Source organism: Mucilaginibacter sp. OK283, assembly GCF_900110415.1.
In the GTDB taxonomy this organism is placed as follows: domain Bacteria; phylum Bacteroidota; class Bacteroidia; order Sphingobacteriales; family Sphingobacteriaceae; genus Mucilaginibacter.
Window position 1 is genome coordinate 328,095 of record NZ_FODR01000002.1, and the last position, 18,867, is coordinate 346,961.

The following is an 18,867-nucleotide window of genomic DNA, read 5'->3' on the forward strand; positions in this document are numbered from 1 at the left end:
CTATGTGGCTATCAAATAAATGCAAGTTCATATGAAAATACGGATGCTCACTTTGTTAAAAGTAATTACACTGCTATTGGTTTCGTCAAATCTTTTTGGCACCACAAGGTATTGGGTTGGTAGTTCATCAACAAATTGGAATACTGCTGCAAATTGGAACGGAGGCACGTTGCCTGCCAATGGGGATGTAATTTATATAGCAAACGGAACATTTGCTGTAGGTACAAATTTGCCCACCATAAGCGCTGCCCCTGCATTTACACCGGCATCAATAACTATAGGCAATACAAAAATAATAACGCTGACAATTAACGCTGGTTTTACCTTAAGTGTACCCACTATAACCATGTCATCTACATCAAACACCAGCAAAATTTCGGTAGCCGGAACGTTGGATGTAAACAATGTTACCATGGCATCGGCAACCAGCATTGTTTTAGGCACAACAGGTATATTAAAGCTTTCGGGCGACATACAAGGCGGCACGCTCGATGCATCTGCCAATGGTTCGACCGTGATTTTAGACGGAACTACGGCGCAATCATTCCCGAACACAACCACAGTGGGGGGTACAGCAATTGACCATTTAGATATTTATAACACTTATTATGGCAGCACCAGCGACCGCGGTGTAACGCTTACCGGTGCAACAGTAAATCAAACCACCCTTGAGGCTAATGCCATATTTAACGCAAACGGCACGCTTACAGTAGGCACAGGTTATATGCTAACCATGAAAGCTAATTCCGACTACATTTCAAAATCAACCTTTACGTTTCGCGCAAATGATATTATTGATCCATCGGGCACAATTGAATACACATCACCAACGCAAATAGTTAACTTATATACTCCCAATGCGGGGCAGACCAATTTACCGCCGAATGTTGTTTTTACCGGCACAACAATCCAGATTAATTCCGGCACGTCTCCAAATACATCATCTAACTTTTTGGTAAGGGGCAACCTGACATCGTCGGGCTCAACCACTGTAACCTTTTCGGGTATTACAACTATCAATATCCAGGGTGATTTTAAAGGCACCAGTAATATTGATTTGGCAACTAACGCCATACCCGTAACTATTGAAGGCAGTTGGTTAAACACAGCTGCCGACGCGCCAACAAAACTAATTACCTACGATGGCAATGTAGCCAGCAATACCCAGGTGGTATCTACGGCAATAACCTATGGAGCTGGCCTTACCATGACCAACGCGAGCCCCAGAAAAGTAAACTCAGGAACTCTTGCTGTTACAGGTACACTATCAACCAGCGGGGGGGCGGTAGATTTAAACACCAACGACCCTACGGTAACCGTTACCGGTAGCTGGACAAATGCTGCAACAGTTACACAAGACGCCGGGTCTATTACCATTACCGGGAACGTTACCAATAACAGCGGCGGCACACTTGCCTTAGGCTCGGGCAATTTAAGTATCGCCGGCAACTATACCAATAATTCCGGTGGTGTTTACACACAAGGTACCGGTACAACCTATTTTAACGGCTCGGCTGCGCAATCGCTAAGCGATGTAAGCACCACCGGTACTGTTTTTGGCAAGGTGAATTTTAGCGGCACATCGTTATCCAATGCCAAAACCATGTCTGGTTCGGGTGGTTTTGCTGTAGCAGGCACAGGTACGCTTACCATGGCCAATGCCACCACAAAACTTGATGCCGGCGGTGTGTTAACTTTAATGTCTGATGCATCCTCAACTGCTACCGTGGCCCAAATGCCTACCGGCGCTGTTATTACCGGTAATGTAAACGCGCAGCGCTACCTTACAGGCGGCGCCGGGTTCAGGGGCTACCGCCTGATGTCGCCGCCGGTTAATATAAGTTCAAATCTTTCGGGCGCGGGCAATATCGGCCTTAGCTATATCAGCACATCACAAACTTTTGGCGGGGTTACGTACCGGGGCGCTTTAACAGGCGGGCAGGGCACCGGTTTTTTTGTTTCCAATGCTAACCCTTCATTATATCTTTATAATGAAGCTTTAATTACAAATAATTCTAACTCTTTTGTCTCGGGCAAAAATGTGGGGGTATATACTATTACAGCAACCGGGGTAACAACCACTTCGGGTTATCCGGCTGTGCAAACCACCGGGGTAACCATACCCGTTGGTAACAGCTTTTTATTCTTTTTTATCGGCGATAACAGCAGCACGCAAACCGCATCGGCAGTGCGTACGCCCGAAAATACCACCATTACGGCAACAGGTTATTTAAACCAGGGAAACATACCGGTAAAATTCTGGAATACCAACAGTACATCAATACCCTACCATACCGGCACCGGCGCCATATTGCCGGGCTATAACCAGGTGGGCAACCCATACGCAAGCACCATCAGCCTTGATGTGCTTTACACAGATAATTATAATGCCTCAACCAACGCCATAAGCCCTATTTTTTGGGAAATGAGCCAGCCGGCGCAAACTTATATTTCCTATAATGCTGTAACCCATACCACATCAAGCACCAAAGCGGGTAAATACATTGTGAGCGGGCAGGGCTTTATCATAGATGCCACCGCAACCGGGCAAACCGTAACTTTTAAAGAAGACCAAAAGGTAAGCTATCCGGCCATCACTAAATCAACCACTCCGGCTTTACTGATGAGCACTAAAAACGATATCAGGATGTTAAAGAAATCTTTTAGTACGCCTGCCCAGGAAAACACCCCTGCCGGTATGCATTTACAGCTTACTAAAGATAGTATGGTAAATACACAATGTGGTATATACTTTGCCAAAGAGTGGGATGATAAGTTTTACAACACCGAAGATGCCCTTGATTTAGATGGAGCATCGCCTAAGGTATACCTTTCCAGCTATTCTGCAGATGGCGTAAGAACATCAATAAACCAGCTTGCCGATTATAAGCAGATCGGGAAAAAGGTCAGGCTGTTTGTAAAAACAACTAAAAGCGGTCTTTATAACCTTGACCTGGTTGATATTAATGCCGACACGGTACAGTATAAATTTTACCTGATAGATCATTTTAAGAACGACTCACTTGATATAGGCAGGTACAAATCATACGCGTTTAATATTGTAACCGAAGATACGGCTACCTTTGGGGGCAATCGCTTTGAGCTATCTGTTCAGCAGCAACCGGCATCAAAATATCAGTTAGTTACCTTCACCGCTCAAAAAGCTACTGACGGCGTTTTAGTTACCTGGCGGACTTATAACGATGGCAGCAATTATTTTTTTACGTTAGAAAAACAGGAAGCCGATGGCAGCAGCTACGCTACGCTTTACCAGGTACAAAGCAATGGCGGTACTATTTATAAATACACCGACAAGTTACCTAACACAGGCAATAACGTTTACAGGTTAAAACAGGTTGATTTGTTTGGCAATATTTCCTACTCAAGCCCGGTAAGCATCTATTTTGATAAGAGTGGAAACGCCGATATGTTTAGTGTTTACCCAAACCCTACAGCCGAAACTTTAAATGTAAATGTTACCAACGGTAAAACTACAACGGTGGCATCAAGCTATAAGTTAAATATTTATGATATAACCGGGGCAGTTGTAGTACAAAAAACATCTGTTAAAGATAGCTGGAGCGAAAATGTGTCGCAGTTTATACCTGGCGTTTACATTGTTGAACTGAAAGATGCCGGCGGTAATTCGTTAGGCAAAGCAAAGTTTGTAAAGAAATAAGATTAACAAAAGACGATGACAAAAGGCAGGTTACATTCAGGGCAAACGCATCCAAATAGTTAACCGCGATAAGCTGTTATTTAATAATAGCTAACTGAATAAGCTTATAGCGTCGGAAGATATTAGCATCAAACGATACCTTATTTTTATCAGCTGATCCCGGTTAAATAATCCGGGTGCCAAGGGACTTTTGTTGGCCAACAAAAGGCACAAATATTTGGATGCACCTAAATTGCACGATCAGTTTAGTGTTAACCATGCTAAATTGCAATATGTTGATTATTAGGTATTTAAATTAAAATATATCTGAAATGTGTTAAGTTATGTTAACCCAATTAGATGCGTCTGCCCTGAAGTTAAGCTTAAAAGCATATCAATTTTTGCCTAAAGTCCTAAGCTCTAAGTCAAAAGAGAAAAAAACAACTTTAGACTTATGACTTAGTACTGTTGACTTAACATTAGTAATACCCATTTTTATCGGCCTGGTGGCGAAACAACGGCATCGCCGGCAGGGCCGGGTGGAACGCTGCCCGGAAAATTAACCTGAATGTCTTTTTGTCCCTTTGGTATTTCTATCCCCTCTTTATCAAATTCAATATAAATAGCACGCATTACACTGCTTTTCAAACTAAGCCATTTCGATATTTCGGCCGCCCAGAACCAGGCCCGGAATTCGATAGCTGTATCGCTGAAATTATAAAGAAAAACAGAAGGCGCCGGGGTTTTCATAATGTCGTCATTACCCTCAATAATAGTTTTAAGTATTTGCTCGGCTTTTACCACGTCTGTTCCGTAAGCCACCCGGATAATCAGCTCAACACGGCGGTTATTGTTACTTAAAGTCCAGTTTACTACGTGTTGGGAAATAAGGTCGCCGTTAGGAACAATAAGCTCAGATCCATCGCCACATTCAATTTTACTCGATCGGATTCCAATTTCTTTAATTGTGCCCGATTTGCCGCTTACTTCAATAATATCGCCCACCTGAACAGGCTTTTCAAAAGCAAGTATTACACCCGATACCAGGTTGTTTACTATATTTTGCAAACCAAAGCCTATACCAACGCCCAAAGCGCCAATAATAATGGTTACCCTATCCATCGGGATGCCCGCGGCGGTTATGGCAACAAAAAAGCCCACAACAAAAATGGTTAACCTGATAAGTAAAATAGACGACCTGGTTTTTTTAGCTTGTGGTGTTAGTTTGGTTTGCTGGCCGGCAAAATCATAAAAGTAGCTTATTACCCTGGCTATCAACCCCGAAATCCAGATTACAATTACAAACACCAGTATACTGCGAAAAGTGAAAGCTGTGCTGCTTACCTGGTGCGGCGAGTTTAAAAAATCATTAACCTGGTCGTATATATAATCATCGATGGTTAAGTTTTTAGCTAAAGCCACAAGCCATAATATTCCGGTTATTTTAATCAAAAAACCTTTTGACTTTTTCTGCAGCTCCTTAAAATCAAGAAAAGAGGTTAAGCTGTTTTCCATTTTTTTATTGCCCTCTAACTGCAAAAACAAACTTTCCATTAATATTTGAAACAGTAAATAGAAGCCCATAGCCAGGCATAGGTTTAAAGTAGCAGTTACAGCTAATAATTTGGCCAGGCTAAACCGCCCGGCAATGTTTAACAATACCGAAAAAATATGTAACCCAATAAATATCTGTATAGCCCGGAGCGTGTATGGAGGGTATCCTTCTTTATTCCTTTTTACATCCTTAAGAAATTGCAACGAGTAATAAATAACCAGCGAAGATAATATGAGCAGCATAATCCTGTCGGGATAGGTAATAAGCACCATTAAACTGCTTGCGCACAAAAATATGGCAGCTGTAAACAAAACAACATAAAATTTATATAGCGGCCGTGGCCAGTTGTTTTTAATTAAAATACCAATGCTTGCCATCATAATCAAAAACATAGTATGTGCAAATGCCAGTGTAGCATGATCATACAGATAAGGAGATATAATGGCAAAAACGGTTAGTGTTGATAGATAAGGATGCTTTACAATATAATTTGTTTGCTCAAAAATGTCATTATACCCCGTGTTTAAACTGGCGATTTTTCTGCGGCTGTTATATATCCAGGCAAAAAAAGCAACCAGTATCAACAGGTTTATCACGTGCCCAACGTAATTATATTTGTTGGTTATAAAGTAAACGTAAAGCAGGGAAACCAGGCGGCTGGTTTTTGCAAAAGCAGTGCCTAAGTCATTAGGTGTTTTACTTTTATGGGGGTTCCAGATAAAGCCATATTCGTTTGTAAGCGCTTTAACAGTAAACTCGTGAATTTTTAAATCTATCCTGTCGTCAAGGTCTATTAGTAAAATAGATAGGGCCGATACCCTGTTTTCGAGCAGGCCAATCCTGATCATGGATTTTTTTGCATTGCTATCTAAAGTTTGCCATTTTGCATCCAGGTCCTGCACCTGGGCAATTGTTTTAACCCTGAGGCTGCTATCTGAAGGGGCATTTCGCAAAACCGTATCCGATTTAAAGTCGGCTATCTTGCCACGGATGGCATCAAGCTGATTATTGTAAATGGTTACCTGCTCTTCCCAGGAGTCCATCTGGTTTTTAAGATGATCAATTATATCTCTTATGGTAACCAGGTTTCCTAAAGTAGATGAGCGGTCAATAGCATTACGCATCAAGGCCATCCGTTTTTCTAATGTTGGTAATTCCTGGCTAATCTCTAAAGTATCAAACCCGCGCGACAGGTCGGAATTGGTTTCGACGTATGAGGTGGTATAATCTTCAATTTTGCCAAGCAGCATATTTACCGAACCATCTACATTCTTAAACGATCGGATTACAGAGTCCCTTCGCAAAACCTTCTGCCTCAAAGAATCTCTTACCGATAGGTGCCCCTTTTTTTTTTTTACCTGCGCAGGGCACTCCTGGTTAAACGCCAGCGCGGCGATCAAAAATAAACAGATGGTTTTAAATAGGTTTTGCATTATCAATTATACGTAATAGATGTTGTTGAAGTATAGCCCGAAACCAAATTGTTTTAACGCTGCAGCTAATTGGGCAGTTATAACGATAACGGAATTAATAGCCCAATTGTGTTTTTTTTGGTCTATCTTTATTATTTTTAGTCTAATGCCAAATTTATATATTATTGCGGGTTGCAATGGTGCTGGTAAAACAACGGCAAGTTACACTGTTTTACCCGAACTGCTTAACTGTTACGAGTTTGTTAATGCCGATAATATTGCGGCGGGGATTTCGCCGTTTAACCCCGAAAGCGTTGCTTTGGGGGCAGGTAGGATTATGTTACAACGTATTGAAGAACTTTTAAAGCAGAAGGTTGATTTTGCCATCGAAACAACATTATCCATCAGAAGTTATGTATCGATGATAAAAAAAGTTCAGCAAAACGGGTATAATGTAACCCTGCTTTATTTTTGGTTAAAATCGCCTCAAATGGCCATGCAACGGGTAGCCTTACGGGTAAGCGAGGGAGGGCATAATATACCCAAAGATGTGATAATTCGCAGATATTACGGGGGATTAAAAAATTTGATACAACTATATATTCCCATCTGCGACAAGTGGCTGGTTGCCAATAATACAAATGTTGAACCGATATTTGTTGCCAGGGGTGGGCTTCGGTTTGAAACAAGTATAATAAAAGCCGATATTTGGAGTACTATTTTAAAGCAAAGCGATGATAACGAAAGCAAATACTAATATGGATATTGATGAATTGGCATCAAAGGTTATGGAGGGTTTGAAAAGGGCTAACCGTAAATTGGTTGAAAACGCCGCTTTGAATGACAGAAGCCTCATTGTAGGCGATGATAGAGACGGCTTTAAAGCTGTTCCTGCAAAAGAGTTGTTAAAAAAACTGCCTAAATAATTACTTCCGGCGCTGTATTGGTTTTTTTGCTCTTTGCCAGACCCAGACCGTATTTAAACGTGTCACCGTTAAAAAAAGCAAGCCCAGGTTCCTGTTTTTTGACTGCTATGGCTACGATCAAGCAACATTTATCTTTAATTACCGGGCATTACAAAACAACCAATTATTACCTTAATTTTGCTGCGAATTTTAATGGGTCGATTTTTAGATGCGTTTAGCTGCCTTGAGTTTTTTGTTAACGTGGTGCGTTGTCTTTGCCGCCTTTAGCCAGCAGGACACTTCGGCGGGCCGCAAGGCCCCGTCCTACAGGCATATCAGCATTGGCGGCAATTCCCTGCTCGATTCTGTGGCTAACGCCATGCAGGCCCGGAAGCTTTTTGTGGCCGACTCCATGGCAATGCGTTTCATCCGGATACCCGATTCAACCACTACCAGCGAATTTACTGATAGCATACTTGCCCATACCCAATATAAAGGGTATGGCTTTTTAGATATTCATTTAAAAACAAAAGGCAGGGTAAGGGATGGCCTTAGCCGCCCGCAGCGCGACCCCTGGATTATTGCCATTATTATTTGCCTGCTGCTATATACAGCAATACTAAATATCACGCTCCACAGCGATGTGAGTTTTGTATGGCAGTCATTTTATAGCAAGCGCGTTTTATCGCAGGCCGGCAAAGAGGAGGGGGTGGTAAGCCTATGGGCTTTTTTGGGGTTGTTTTTGCTTTTCTGCTTAACTTTTAGCCTGTTTTTGTACCAGCTGGCTGCTTTTAAGGGTGTTTATTATGTAGTAAGCGGCAGCAGGCTGTTTGTCCTGCTCACAATAGGTATTATTGCTTTATTTGCCCTTAAATTTGTAGTGCTTAAGCTGCTGGGCTTTGTGTTTGATATCAATAAACTGGTAAACGAATACCTGAACATATTGCACCTTACTTACTTTAATATCGCTTTTGTGTTTTTACCGGTGGTAATATGTTTTAGCATGTTGGGCGTGCAGTATATACCCATATTGCTCAACCTTACAATCATCGTTGTTATTGTTATTTTTTTATGGCAGTACCTCAGGAGTAGCGTAAGTATAATTTCTACTTTTAGATTTCACAAATTTTATTTATTTACGTATCTTTGTGCCCTCGAAATTTGCCCTATTTTAATTTTGATAAAGGCATTAAACATTAGGATTTAGGTAGTTAAAAGAATTGACTTGGAAGACAGAAAGAAAAAGGTTAAAAGTATATTAGTTACTTTATCAAAACCCGAAAACGACAAAAATCCGTACGCCGAGCTGGCAAAAAAGCTGAACTTGAAAATTGATTTCAGATCATTTATTCATGTTGAGGGCGTACCGGCAAAGGATTTCAGGAAGGAAAAAATTAACCTGGGTGATTTTACCGCGGTTATTTTTACCAGCCGCAACTCTGCCGACCATTTCTTCCGCATTTGCGAAGAGATGCGTTTTGAGGTGCCGGTAGAAATGAAATACTTCTGTTTATCAGAAACCATTGCGCTTTACCTGCAAAAATATATACAGTACCGCAAACGCAAAATCTTTTTTGGTAAGCAAACTGCAGCCGACCTGGCTGAAGTGTTAAAGAAACATTCTGCCGAAAAATTCCTTTATCCATGCTCAGATGTGGCCGCCGAAGAAACCCAGCGCTTTTTGTTGGAGAATGGTTATAATTTTACCCCAGCAGTGCTTTTTCGCACCGTTTGCAGTGACCTTTCAGACCTGGCAGAAGTGTTTTATGACGTTATCGCTTTCTTCAGCCCGTCAAGCATTCAGTCGCTCTATAAAAACTTTCCCGATTTTAAACAGAACAATACACGCATAGCAGCCTTTGGCGCAACTACCCATAAGGCAGTGCTCGAAGCTGGTTTGATTCTCGATATTCCGGCCCCAACACCGGCTGCTCCTTCAATGACAATGGCTATCGAACAATATTGTAAATTGGTAAATAAATAAAAAAAAGGAAATTTATTTACCAGTTTGAAACATTTTTGTCGGCAATAGCGTATTAGTGACATCTAATTTACATTTAAGTAGTTAGTCAGTTCATTGTTTTTTACACTGTAATTTATTGATAAAACAATGCCGTTGGCATTTAAAAGGGCTTTTTATTGCTTAATTCAAATGTTTTTTGGCACGGTAAAGCAAATTTGATATATTCGGGGGTCTTATAATGTTATATTTTTATAACTGATTTTTGATTTTAAAATGAAGCAGATATACTTTTTAATAGTTGTTTTAGCTGGTGGTGTATTAAGCGGTTGCGGTAGTGGCGGCGACAGGGGGGAAGTAATCGGCGTCCCGCAGCGTTCCTTTAAGGCCGAAGTACCTTACGGAATGGTTTATATTCCAGGTGGTTCGTTTATGATGGGCCAAACCGATCAGGATGTAACCTTTGCGCAAACAGCACAGCCAAAGCAGGTAACCGAGGCCCCGTTTTTTATGGACCAAACCGAAATTACCAACAGCCAATACAAAAAATTTGTGTTTTGGGTACGCGATTCTATCGCTATCACCAATTACGTAAATGATAATAAATATTACATACAGCCCAAAGGTGGCCGTCCGGCCAATGCAAGCGGCAAAAAATATATTAACTGGGCTTATGTAAAAAAGAACCCGGTTTGGAGCAATAGAAAGGGCGCTGCGAGCAACAGATCGAAACTTCAGGGTATGTTTTACCAGAATGAAGACCGTGTTTTTGACCGCGACGAGATTGATGTACGGCTGTTAAAATACAATTACGCACTAATGGTACTGCGTGATGCCGCAAACCACCGCAACGATCCAAAATCAAGGCGTTCGGATTTCATTTTGCGCGATACCGTTACCGTATACCCCGATACATTGGTATGGCTAAGTGATTTTTCATATGCCGCCAATGAGCCAATGGTCGAGGCTTATTTCTCGCATCCGGCTTTCCGCAACTATCCTGTAGTTGGCGTTACCTGGAGACAGGCAAGGGCTTTCACTGTTTGGCGTACCCGCTACAATGAGGCTTATAAAAATTCAAGACATTTACCCCCACGCGCCGATTACCGCTTACCTACAGAAGGCGAATTTGAATATGCCGCCCGCGGTGGCAGGTTAGGTACCGATTATCCATGGGGTGGCCCTTACATAAAAAATGCTAAAGGCTGTTTATTGGCCAACTTTAAACCAGGCCGCGGTAATTATACCGATGATGGCGGCGCTTACACCGTAAACGTGCGTTCGTATTTCCCCAATGATTACGGCTTATATAATATGGCCGGCAACGTAGCAGAATGGACATCATCTGCCTTTGACGAATCTGCTTCAACATTTGTACATGACCTTGCACCAACCTTCGCCGTTGAGGCAAAGTCTTCTGATCCCGAAGTGCTTAAACGTAAAGTTGTACGGGGCGGATCATGGAAAGATATCGGTTACTTCCTTCAAAACTCTACCCGTACCTACGAGTACCAGGACACCGCAAAATCATACATCGGTTTCCGCTGCGTTACAAGTTACCTGGGCCGGGATATCAAAGACAAACGATAAACAAAACAAAAACGTAAAATCATCTAAACAAAGTTATTTCTGATTATTATGGCTGGAACTGGAAAGAAAAAACCATTTGGAATAGGAAACATTATTTCAATCGGTGCAACGGTAGTTATCATTGGTTTGTTATTTAAAATACAACACTGGAAATTCGCTTCTGAATTTATCACTGCGGGCTTAGGCACCGAGGCCATACTTTTTTTTATTTTGGGTTTACAACGCGAAGATAAAGAGGTTGACTGGGTACGTGTATACCCCGAGCTGAATGAGGATTTTCAGGGCGAATTGCCTAAATCATCATCTCATCCGGTTGCTATAGGAGCAACAAATACAACCGCTGCCCTGGATAAAATGCTTGAAGATGCCAAGATAGGGCCCGACCTGGTACGCAGCTTAGGTGATGGTTTAAGAACCTTTGGCGATAAAGTTGCAGCGATATCAAAGGTAACCGATGCTGGCGAAGCCACTATAGCTTTTACCGCTAAAGTAAAGACAGCAACCGCAAGTTATGATAACCTGAGTGCTGCATTCGAAAAAGCGTCTGCCAATTTAGCCGAAATGGCTGATACCAATGTAGATTCAAAGGCGTACCATGAACAGGTAAATAAACTGGCCAAAAACTTGGGTTCGTTAAACGCGGTGTATGAACTGGAATTACAGGATTCAAACGCGCATTTAAAATCAATGAGCAAGTTTTATCAAAATATGGCCTTAACCATGAACAACTTTAACGAATCGTTAGATGATTCCAAACAGTTTAAGGAAGAGGTTGGCCGTTTAGCTAAAAACCTGGGGTCATTGAATGCTATATATGGCAACATGCTTACTGCGATGAACCAGCCGCGTGTTAGTTAATTATAAACAGATTTTTTAAAAGCTAAGATTTATATAGATGGCCGGAGGTAAGGAAACCCCAAGACAGCGAATGATAGGTATCTTATACCTGGTGCTTTTAGGCTTAATTGCGCTAAACGTACCAGAGAACCTATTGGATGCTTTTAAAAATATTACCAAAAGTTTGGATGCATCTACCAAGAATGTAAACTCCAGTTTACAGCAAACTTATAATTCATTTGAAACAAAAATAAAAGCTCAGCCTGATAAAGCTAAATATCTTAACGCGGCAAAAGAGGCAAGTAAAATGACCGATGACTTAAATAAATACATCGATGATCTGAAAGTTGAATTGACTGAAAAGGGGGGCGGTATCAATAAGGAGATTGATGATATTACTGCACGCGACAATTTGGATATATCATCAGAAGTGATGATCAACGGCAAGAAGGCAGATGTTTTAAAAGAAAAAATAGAAGCTACCCGTGCCAAACTACTGCAATTGTTAGGCAAGGATGCCGAAGGCGTAAACTTTTCTTTAAATGCGGATGCGCCAAAAGCAAATGTAGGGATGCAGCAAAAAACATGGCAGCAAGCTTACTTTGGCGAAGGTATCCCATTGGGAGCAACTATAACCACATTGGCCAAAATACAGGCAGATACAAAAAATGCCGAAAATGAAGTGGTTAAAAAATTATACAGCAACGTTGATAAAGCCGAAGTAACGCTGAATGCATTCAGGGCTGTAGCCGTGTCGCCAAGCAGTTACGTTTTGGCTGGGCAGCAATTTAAAGCGGATATTTATTTAACAGCTTACGATTCGCATACAAATCCAATTATCACGGTGGGGGGATCGTCCGTTCCGACTAAAGATGGTATTGGAACTTATACAACTACAGCAAGCGGCGAAGGCAAACATACTATGAGTGGCGAATTGGTTGTTAAAGCAGTTGATGGCGGCCCCGATAAAAGGTATACATTTTCTCAGGACTACATGGTTGCAAGGCCATCGGCCGTAGTGTCGCCTGATAAAATGAACGTGTTGTATATAGGCGTGTCCAACCCGGTATCGGTATCGGCTCCGGGTGTACCTACTTCAAGCTTAAATGTAAGCATGAGCGGTGGTTCTATCAGTGGATCTGCCGGTCATTACACGGTTAGGGTGAGTAGTGTCGGCGCTGCGAAAATTACCGTTACCGGCGAAAAGGGCATGGTTTTAGGATCTTCTGATTTTCGGGTAAAACGTATTCCGGATCCCAAAGCACAGTTTGGCGGCAAAAGCGGTGGTACAACCAGCGCTGCCAACATCAGGGCGCAGGACAGGCTTTTTGCTAAACTGGACAACTTTGATTTTGATGCTAAATTTAATGTTACACGTTTTACCATATTAATTATAAAACCGCGCCAGGATGCTATTATATATTCGGGCTCGAGCGGCGAACTTACCGGTGCAATGAGATCGGCTTTAAATACTGTTACACCAGGTACAACAGTTGTTTTTAAAGATGTTGTGGCCGTTGGCCCGGACGGCACGCCCCGCGGGCTGGACGCTATTGTATTATCCGCAAATTAAACGCGTATGAAAAAGAGAATTTTAATTGTTTTGCTTTGTATTGCCTGCGTTGGCGCTTATGCGCAAAAAAAACAACCGAAGAAATCGACCAGGAAAACAAATAATGCTGCTGCAGGACGGAGAGCTACCCCGCCGCCGCCCCAGCCTTCAAATACCGTGGCCAGCCAGCCATCACCGGATACAACCAAAAAGCCAATGAAGCCTTTTGAAAGGCCGCTTGATGGCTATTATAAAAAGAGTAACATTTTAAGTGCGAAAGTAACCCCGTACCCCAACCTGCGCGAAAGCGACGTAGCATTTGCTAAAAGGGTATGGCGCGAAATTGATGTACGCGATAAAATGAACACTTACCTTGCATCGCCAAAACGCCGTTTAATTGATGTGTTGCTGGATGCTATTACGGCAGGCGAACTAACAGCTTATGACCCAACACCGGGTAAAAAGGACGATATTAATGGCGATAGTTTCAGTACGCCGCTAAATGGGGCTCAGGCCAAGGGACGTTTATCCGGTGCAGATAGCAGCGTGGTGAAGAAATTTGATGCCAACGGCAATGAGATTGGATCTACAATGGTAGCCAGCGAATTTAACCCCGATAGCGTACTCAAATATCGTATAAAAGAAGATTGGGTGTTTGATCGCCAGCGCTCTATTTTTGAACCGCGCATTATTGGGATAGCGCCGCTTGTTAAACCAAAGGGTGTAGGTGCTGCAGATGTGGATTATCAGCCGGCTTTTTGGATTTATTTTCCCGAAGCCCGCCAGATACTTGCAACCAAAGAGGTCGTTAGCCGCGCCAGCGATGCAACAGGCTTAAGTTTCGATGATGTTTTCATGAAGCGTATCTTTACCAGTTATATTGTAAAACAAAGCAATGATAAAGATGAGCGTGTGAAAGATTACGCCCAGGGGATAGACAAGCTTTACGAATCGGAAAGGATAAAAAAGACATTAATGGATTGGGAGCTTAATCTTTGGCAATACTAATTGTTAAGTGAAAATTCAAAGGTGAAAAGTCAAAGCTGTTCTGGTTTTGACTTTTTGCGTTTTATGTAAATCATATTCAAAACTTCCGTCATTGTGAAGCACGAAGCAATCCCGAACTATTTGGGACTTAGCATGTAGGGGATTGCTTCGTGCCTCGCAATGACAGATATTTGATATAGCCAGTCAATAACTTAATTTTGACTTTGATCAAAGTATCCTAAAATCGCCTTTGCCTGTTTTAAATTAACCACTTCAAGCAATAATTCTTCATTTGCCTCGCGAATCTTTTTTACCGATTTGAAATACTTTAACAGCTTTTCGGCGGTGGTTTTCCCTATGCCTTCTATCAGTTCAAGCTCGGTAGCCAGGGTGCCTTTGTCTCGGATTTTGCGGTGAAAGGTGATTCCAAAACGGTGCGCCTCATCCCGCAGATGTTGGATCACTTTAAGCGTTTCTGACTTTTTATCCAGGTACATGGGGTATTGGTCGTTGGGGTAGTATAATTCTTCCAGGCGTTTGGCTATACCTATCACGGTTACTTGTTTTTCTATACCCAATAGTTTTAAGCTGTGCATCGCGCTTGATAACTGCCCTTTGCCTCCATCTATAATAATGAGTTGCGGCAATTCCGTCCCTTCGTCCAGCATACGGCGGTAGCGGCGGTGCACCGCTTCTTCCATGGTGGCAAAGTCATTCGGGCCTTCTACCGTTTTTACATGAAAGTGGCGGTAATCCTTTTTTGATGGCTTGCCGTCCCGGAATACTACGATGGCCGAAACAGGGTATTTACCATGGAAGTTGGAGTTATCAAAGCATTCGATGTGGCGGGGCAGCTGGTTCATCCGCAAATCCTTCATCATCTGCGTCAGCAATCGCTCGGTGCGGATTTCGGGGTTCAGCTTTTCGTATTGGTCAATTTTTTCCTTTTTGAAATACTGTACATTCTTTTGCGACAAATCAAGCAGTTTGCGTTTTTCGCCCAGTTTTGGTACAGTGAATTTGATACCCGGATGGTCTTCCACATCAATATCAAATGGCACAATCACTTCTTTTGACGTGCTGTTATACCTGCTCCTGAATTCGATGATGGCCAGGGCAAGCAGTTCCTCGTCGCTTTCATCAAGGCGTTTTTTAAGCTCGATGGTTTGCGTTTGGATGATGGTGCCGTTCATTACCTTTAAATAGTTCACAAAGGCCAGTTTCTCTTCGGATGCGATATTAAATACATCCACATCGGTGATAGATGAGTTAACGATGGTTGATTTGCTCTGGTAATTCTCCAGCAGGTCAAACTTGCGTTTCAGGCGGTGGGCCAACTCATAGTTGTATTCGGCCACGGCGGCTTCCATCTCGCCTTTAAGGCGGCGCAATATGGCGCCTATTTTACCATTCAGAATATCGGTGATATCCGCAATACTGTTATCATAATCTTCTTCCGTTTGGTAGTTTTGGCAAGGGCCCTTGCAGTTACCCAGCTGGTACTCCAGGCAAACCTTGAACTTGCCCTTGTCAATATTTTCGCGGGTAAGTGCCAGGTTGCAGGTGCGCAGGGGGTACGTTTCCTTTATCAGCCCTAAAATATTATGCATCATGCTGATAGATGCGTAAGGGCCCAGGTATTTTGATCCGTCCTTAACTATACGCCTGGTCCAGAAAATACGGGGAAAATTTTCGTTTTTGATAATCACCCATGGATAGGTTTTATCATCCTTAAGCAGTACATTATACCTTGGCTGATGCTTTTTGATCATGCTGTTTTCCAGCAGCCAGGCATCCACCTCGGTATCAACAATGGTAAAAGTTATATTGCGGATTTTGGATACCAAAACCCGTGTTTTGGCATTAATGTTAATGTCTTTATTAAAATAAGATCCAACACGGTTACGGAGGTCTTTAGCCTTGCCGATGTATATCAGTTCTTTCTCCTCGTCCCAATATTGGTAAACTCCCGGTTTATGGGGGATGTTTTTTAGGGCCTCTCTGTAATCAAATTTATCACTCATGTACTTGAAAACAAATATCGGTCCGTTATTGCGAGGTACGAAGCAATCCCAAACTATGTTGGATTTGCATGTAGGGTATTGCTTCGTACCTCGCAATGACGGGCTTTATAATATATATTTCGCAAACGTTAGTTTAGAAGTCCAGCTTCTTATCCACTTCATTTGTCCCTTGCTGTTGCTGGTTATACTGGCCGCAATCCAAAACAATGCTTACCCCGGTTTTTGGGGCGTCAAAATCAACTGTTTTTTTGATGCCAAGGGCCTGGTTGGCATATACCTTTTTCATATATAGCGCAAATATAGGCAAGGCGCTATTGGCACCTTCGCCCAGGCGGGTTGACTGGAAGGCGATGTCCCTGTCTTCGCAGCCTGTCCACAGGCCGGTTACCAATTGTGGAGTTATGCCTATGAACCAGCCATCGGAGTTACCATTAGTTGTGCCGGTTTTGCCACCTATGGGGTTACGCAGGCCGTATTTATAAGCCAGCCTTGATCCTGTGCCATCTTCAATTACGCCTTTTAACATATAAGTCATTACGTAGGCAGTTTGCGGGTTCATGGCCTGTACTACTTTAGGGGTGTGGCTATATAATACGTTGCCGTTTTTATCTTCAATGCGTAATATATAGGTAGGCTCGGTCCATAAGCCATGATTAGCGAATACGGAGTATGCTGCCGTCATTTCAAATACGGATGCGTCAAATGTGCCCAGGCAGATGGATGGGTATGCAGGTACAGCGCTGGTTATACCCATCTTTTTAATCAGTTCTACCACAGGTTCGGGCTTTACCTCGCTCATTACGTGGGCGGTTACCCAGTTTTGTGAGTGGGCCAGTGCCTGGCGCAGGGTTATAAAGCCCGGCAAAGTTTCTGACGGCGACGAGCGCGGGCACCAGGGATCGCCGTAGCCGCGGATGGTATCGGGCACGTTGTTGATTTTTAAACAGGGCGAGTAGCCATTATCAATAGCCACGGCATAAGTAAATGGCTTGGCTGTTGAACCTACCTGGCGGGTACCGTTTTTAACCTGGTCGTACTTAAAATGTTCAAAGTTGGTACCGCCTACCCAGGCTTTAACATAGCCGGTGGTGGGGTCCATGCTCATGAGGGCATTGCGCAAAAGCATTTTACAGTAAATGATAGAGTCGGTTGGCCGCATTACAGTATCAATATTGCCATGCCAGGTAAACAGGTTCAGGGTATCTTTGGTATCAAAATTGGTTTTGATATCCTCATCGCTCATGCCCTGCATTTTCAGCTGTTTGTACCTGTCGCTTTTCAACATCCCCTGGTTAATCAGGAATTTAAAATTGTGAATGTTTTTGGCCAGGTTTTGCCCGCGCCAGTGATCATTGAACTGCACCTGCAGGTTTTTCATGTACTCCTGTTGCGCCTCTTCGGCGTATTGCTGCATGGTGGCATCAATGGTAGTATAAATTTTCAGGCCGTCGCGGTCAAGGTCATAGGGCGTACCATCGGGGCGGTTTATATTTTGTTCTTTAAAAATCTTTTGAATCTCTTTTTTTAGCACCGATCTGAAGTAAGGGGCCGGGCCATCAAAATGGTTATTCTGATGAAAATCTAATCCAAGTGGCTTTTGTTTGAACTCGGCAACCTGGCCGCTGCTCAAATAGCCTTGCTCCTCCATTCGGTTAAGCACCAGGTTGCGGCGTTTAAGCGCATTGCCGGGGTGCCTGATTGGCGAATAAATGCCAGGGCCATTCACCATTCCGATTAATAAGGCAGCCTGATCGGGCGTCAACTTATCGGGCGTTGTATTAAAATAGGTACGTGCCGCCGATTTGATACCATAGGTATTGTAAGCACCAAAATCAACAGTGTTTAAATACATAGTCAGGATTTCCTGTTTAGTATAATGGCGCTCCAGTTTTACCGCGGTTACCCATTCCTGCATTTTTTGTACTACACGTTTAAACGGGTTAGCGGCTCTTTCGCTAAAAAGGTTAAGCGCCAACTGCTGTGTAATAGTACTGCCACCTTGCTTTTGCCCGATAAGTAAGTGCAGAAAAATAGTGAAACTACGACCAAAATCGATGCCCGAGTGATCGTAAAAACGCTTATCCTCGGTGGCTACTAATGCGTTGACCACATTTGGCGATAACTCTTTAAAAGTAACATTTGATCGGTTTTGTATATAATAAGTGCCTAAAACCTGTTTGTCAGATGATATTACCTCTGATGCCTGGTTGCTTTTTGGATTTTCCAGGTCACGAAAGGCCGGTAGCTGCCCAAAAACATCAAAAACAGTGAGCGTTATCATCAACGCCACAAAAACAAAAAGGGCTATTACCGCGCGCCATATATACCAGTTGTAGTGTCGTATCTCTTGCGGACTAATAGCTGGTTTTTTATTGTAGATCTTCATT

The 18,867-nt window shown here is 42.7% G+C and carries 12 protein-coding genes; 9 read left to right on the forward strand and 3 right to left on the reverse strand.

Features of this window, described 5'->3' with window-relative positions; all coding sequences use genetic code 11:
* Positions 1-31: 31 nt before the first annotated feature.
* Positions 32-3,679, forward strand: a complete 3,648-nt coding sequence (locus BMX56_RS06150) for a T9SS type A sorting domain-containing protein (RefSeq protein WP_177183733.1) — start codon at positions 32-34, stop codon at positions 3,677-3,679.
* 474 nt (positions 3,680-4,153) lie between these two features.
* Here the strand turns inward: BMX56_RS06150 and BMX56_RS06155 are convergent, their stop codons facing one another.
* Positions 4,154-6,646: a mechanosensitive ion channel family protein gene (locus BMX56_RS06155; RefSeq protein WP_090642477.1), complete on the reverse strand. Its 2,493-nt coding sequence runs from the start codon at positions 6,644-6,646 to the stop codon at positions 4,154-4,156.
* A gap of 145 nt (positions 6,647-6,791) precedes the next feature.
* On the opposite strand from BMX56_RS06155, the gene BMX56_RS06160 reads away from it, so the two are divergent.
* The 8 genes from BMX56_RS06160 to gldN all read left to right on the forward strand — a co-directional run bounded on the left by BMX56_RS06160 (position 6,792) and on the right by gldN (position 14,477).
* Positions 6,792-7,382: a zeta toxin family protein gene (locus BMX56_RS06160; protein WP_090642480.1), complete on the forward strand. Its 591-nt coding sequence runs from the start codon at positions 6,792-6,794 to the stop codon at positions 7,380-7,382.
* A complete protein-coding gene (locus BMX56_RS29830; protein ID WP_143065374.1) occupies positions 7,360-7,551 on the forward strand; it encodes a hypothetical protein in 192 nt (63 codons plus the stop codon). Before BMX56_RS06160 ends, BMX56_RS29830 begins: the two co-directional genes overlap by 23 nt.
* Before the next feature lie 208 nt (positions 7,552-7,759).
* The gene (locus BMX56_RS06165; RefSeq protein WP_090642483.1) at positions 7,760-8,737 is read left to right on the forward strand and encodes a DUF4271 domain-containing protein; all 978 of its coding nucleotides are present in this window, start codon (positions 7,760-7,762) and stop codon (positions 8,735-8,737) included.
* 12 nt (positions 8,738-8,749) lie between these two features.
* Positions 8,750-9,514, forward strand: a complete 765-nt coding sequence (locus tag BMX56_RS06170; RefSeq protein ID WP_090642486.1) for a uroporphyrinogen-III synthase — start codon at positions 8,750-8,752, stop codon at positions 9,512-9,514.
* A gap of 252 nt (positions 9,515-9,766) precedes the next feature.
* Positions 9,767-11,080 carry a T9SS ring complex lipoprotein PorK/GldK gene (locus BMX56_RS06175; RefSeq protein WP_090642490.1) on the forward strand — a complete coding sequence of 438 codons (1,314 nt, stop codon included), beginning with the start codon at positions 9,767-9,769 and terminating at the stop codon, positions 11,078-11,080.
* Between the two features lie 48 nt (positions 11,081-11,128).
* A complete protein-coding gene (gene gldL, locus BMX56_RS06180) occupies positions 11,129-11,938 on the forward strand; it encodes a type IX secretion system motor protein PorL/GldL (protein WP_090642493.1) in 810 nt (269 codons plus the stop codon).
* 37 nt (positions 11,939-11,975) lie between these two features.
* Positions 11,976-13,490, forward strand: a complete 1,515-nt coding sequence (gldM, locus tag BMX56_RS06185) for a type IX secretion system motor protein PorM/GldM (protein ID WP_090642496.1) — start codon at positions 11,976-11,978, stop codon at positions 13,488-13,490.
* A 6-nt stretch (positions 13,491-13,496) separates the two neighbouring features.
* Complete coding sequence (gldN, locus tag BMX56_RS06190; protein ID WP_090642499.1) at positions 13,497-14,477, forward strand: type IX secretion system ring subunit PorN/GldN; 981 nt, start codon at positions 13,497-13,499, stop codon at positions 14,475-14,477.
* A gap of 191 nt (positions 14,478-14,668) precedes the next feature.
* Here gldN and uvrC read toward each other — a convergent pair whose 3' ends face one another.
* Positions 14,669-16,480, reverse strand: coding sequence for an excinuclease ABC subunit UvrC (gene uvrC, locus BMX56_RS06195; RefSeq protein ID WP_090642501.1), 1,812 nt, complete (start codon positions 16,478-16,480; stop codon positions 14,669-14,671).
* Positions 16,481-16,613: 133 nt separating this feature from the next.
* Complete coding sequence (locus BMX56_RS06200) at positions 16,614-18,866, reverse strand: transglycosylase domain-containing protein (protein WP_090643941.1); 2,253 nt, start codon at positions 18,864-18,866, stop codon at positions 16,614-16,616.
* Between the last annotated feature and the right edge of the window lies 1 nt (position 18,867).

Coding starts and splice junctions, on each gene's coding strand:
- BMX56_RS06150 (WP_177183733.1), top strand. CDS start 32: ATGAAAATACGGATGCTCACTTTGTTAAAAGTAATTACACTGCTATTG.
- BMX56_RS06155 (WP_090642477.1), bottom strand. CDS start 6,646: ATGCAAAACCTATTTAAAACCATCTGTTTATTTTTGATCGCCGCGCTG.
- BMX56_RS06160 (WP_090642480.1), top strand. CDS start 6,792: ATGCCAAATTTATATATTATTGCGGGTTGCAATGGTGCTGGTAAAACA.
- BMX56_RS29830 (WP_143065374.1), top strand. CDS start 7,360: ATGATAACGAAAGCAAATACTAATATGGATATTGATGAATTGGCATCA.
- BMX56_RS06165 (WP_090642483.1), top strand. CDS start 7,760: ATGCGTTTAGCTGCCTTGAGTTTTTTGTTAACGTGGTGCGTTGTCTTT.
- BMX56_RS06175 (WP_090642490.1), top strand. CDS start 9,767: ATGAAGCAGATATACTTTTTAATAGTTGTTTTAGCTGGTGGTGTATTA.
- gldL (WP_090642493.1), top strand. CDS start 11,129: ATGGCTGGAACTGGAAAGAAAAAACCATTTGGAATAGGAAACATTATT.
- gldM (WP_090642496.1), top strand. CDS start 11,976: ATGGCCGGAGGTAAGGAAACCCCAAGACAGCGAATGATAGGTATCTTA.
- gldN (WP_090642499.1), top strand. CDS start 13,497: ATGAAAAAGAGAATTTTAATTGTTTTGCTTTGTATTGCCTGCGTTGGC.
- uvrC (WP_090642501.1), bottom strand. CDS start 16,480: ATGAGTGATAAATTTGATTACAGAGAGGCCCTAAAAAACATCCCCCAT.
- BMX56_RS06200 (WP_090643941.1), bottom strand. CDS start 18,866: ATGAAGATCTACAATAAAAAACCAGCTATTAGTCCGCAAGAGATACGA.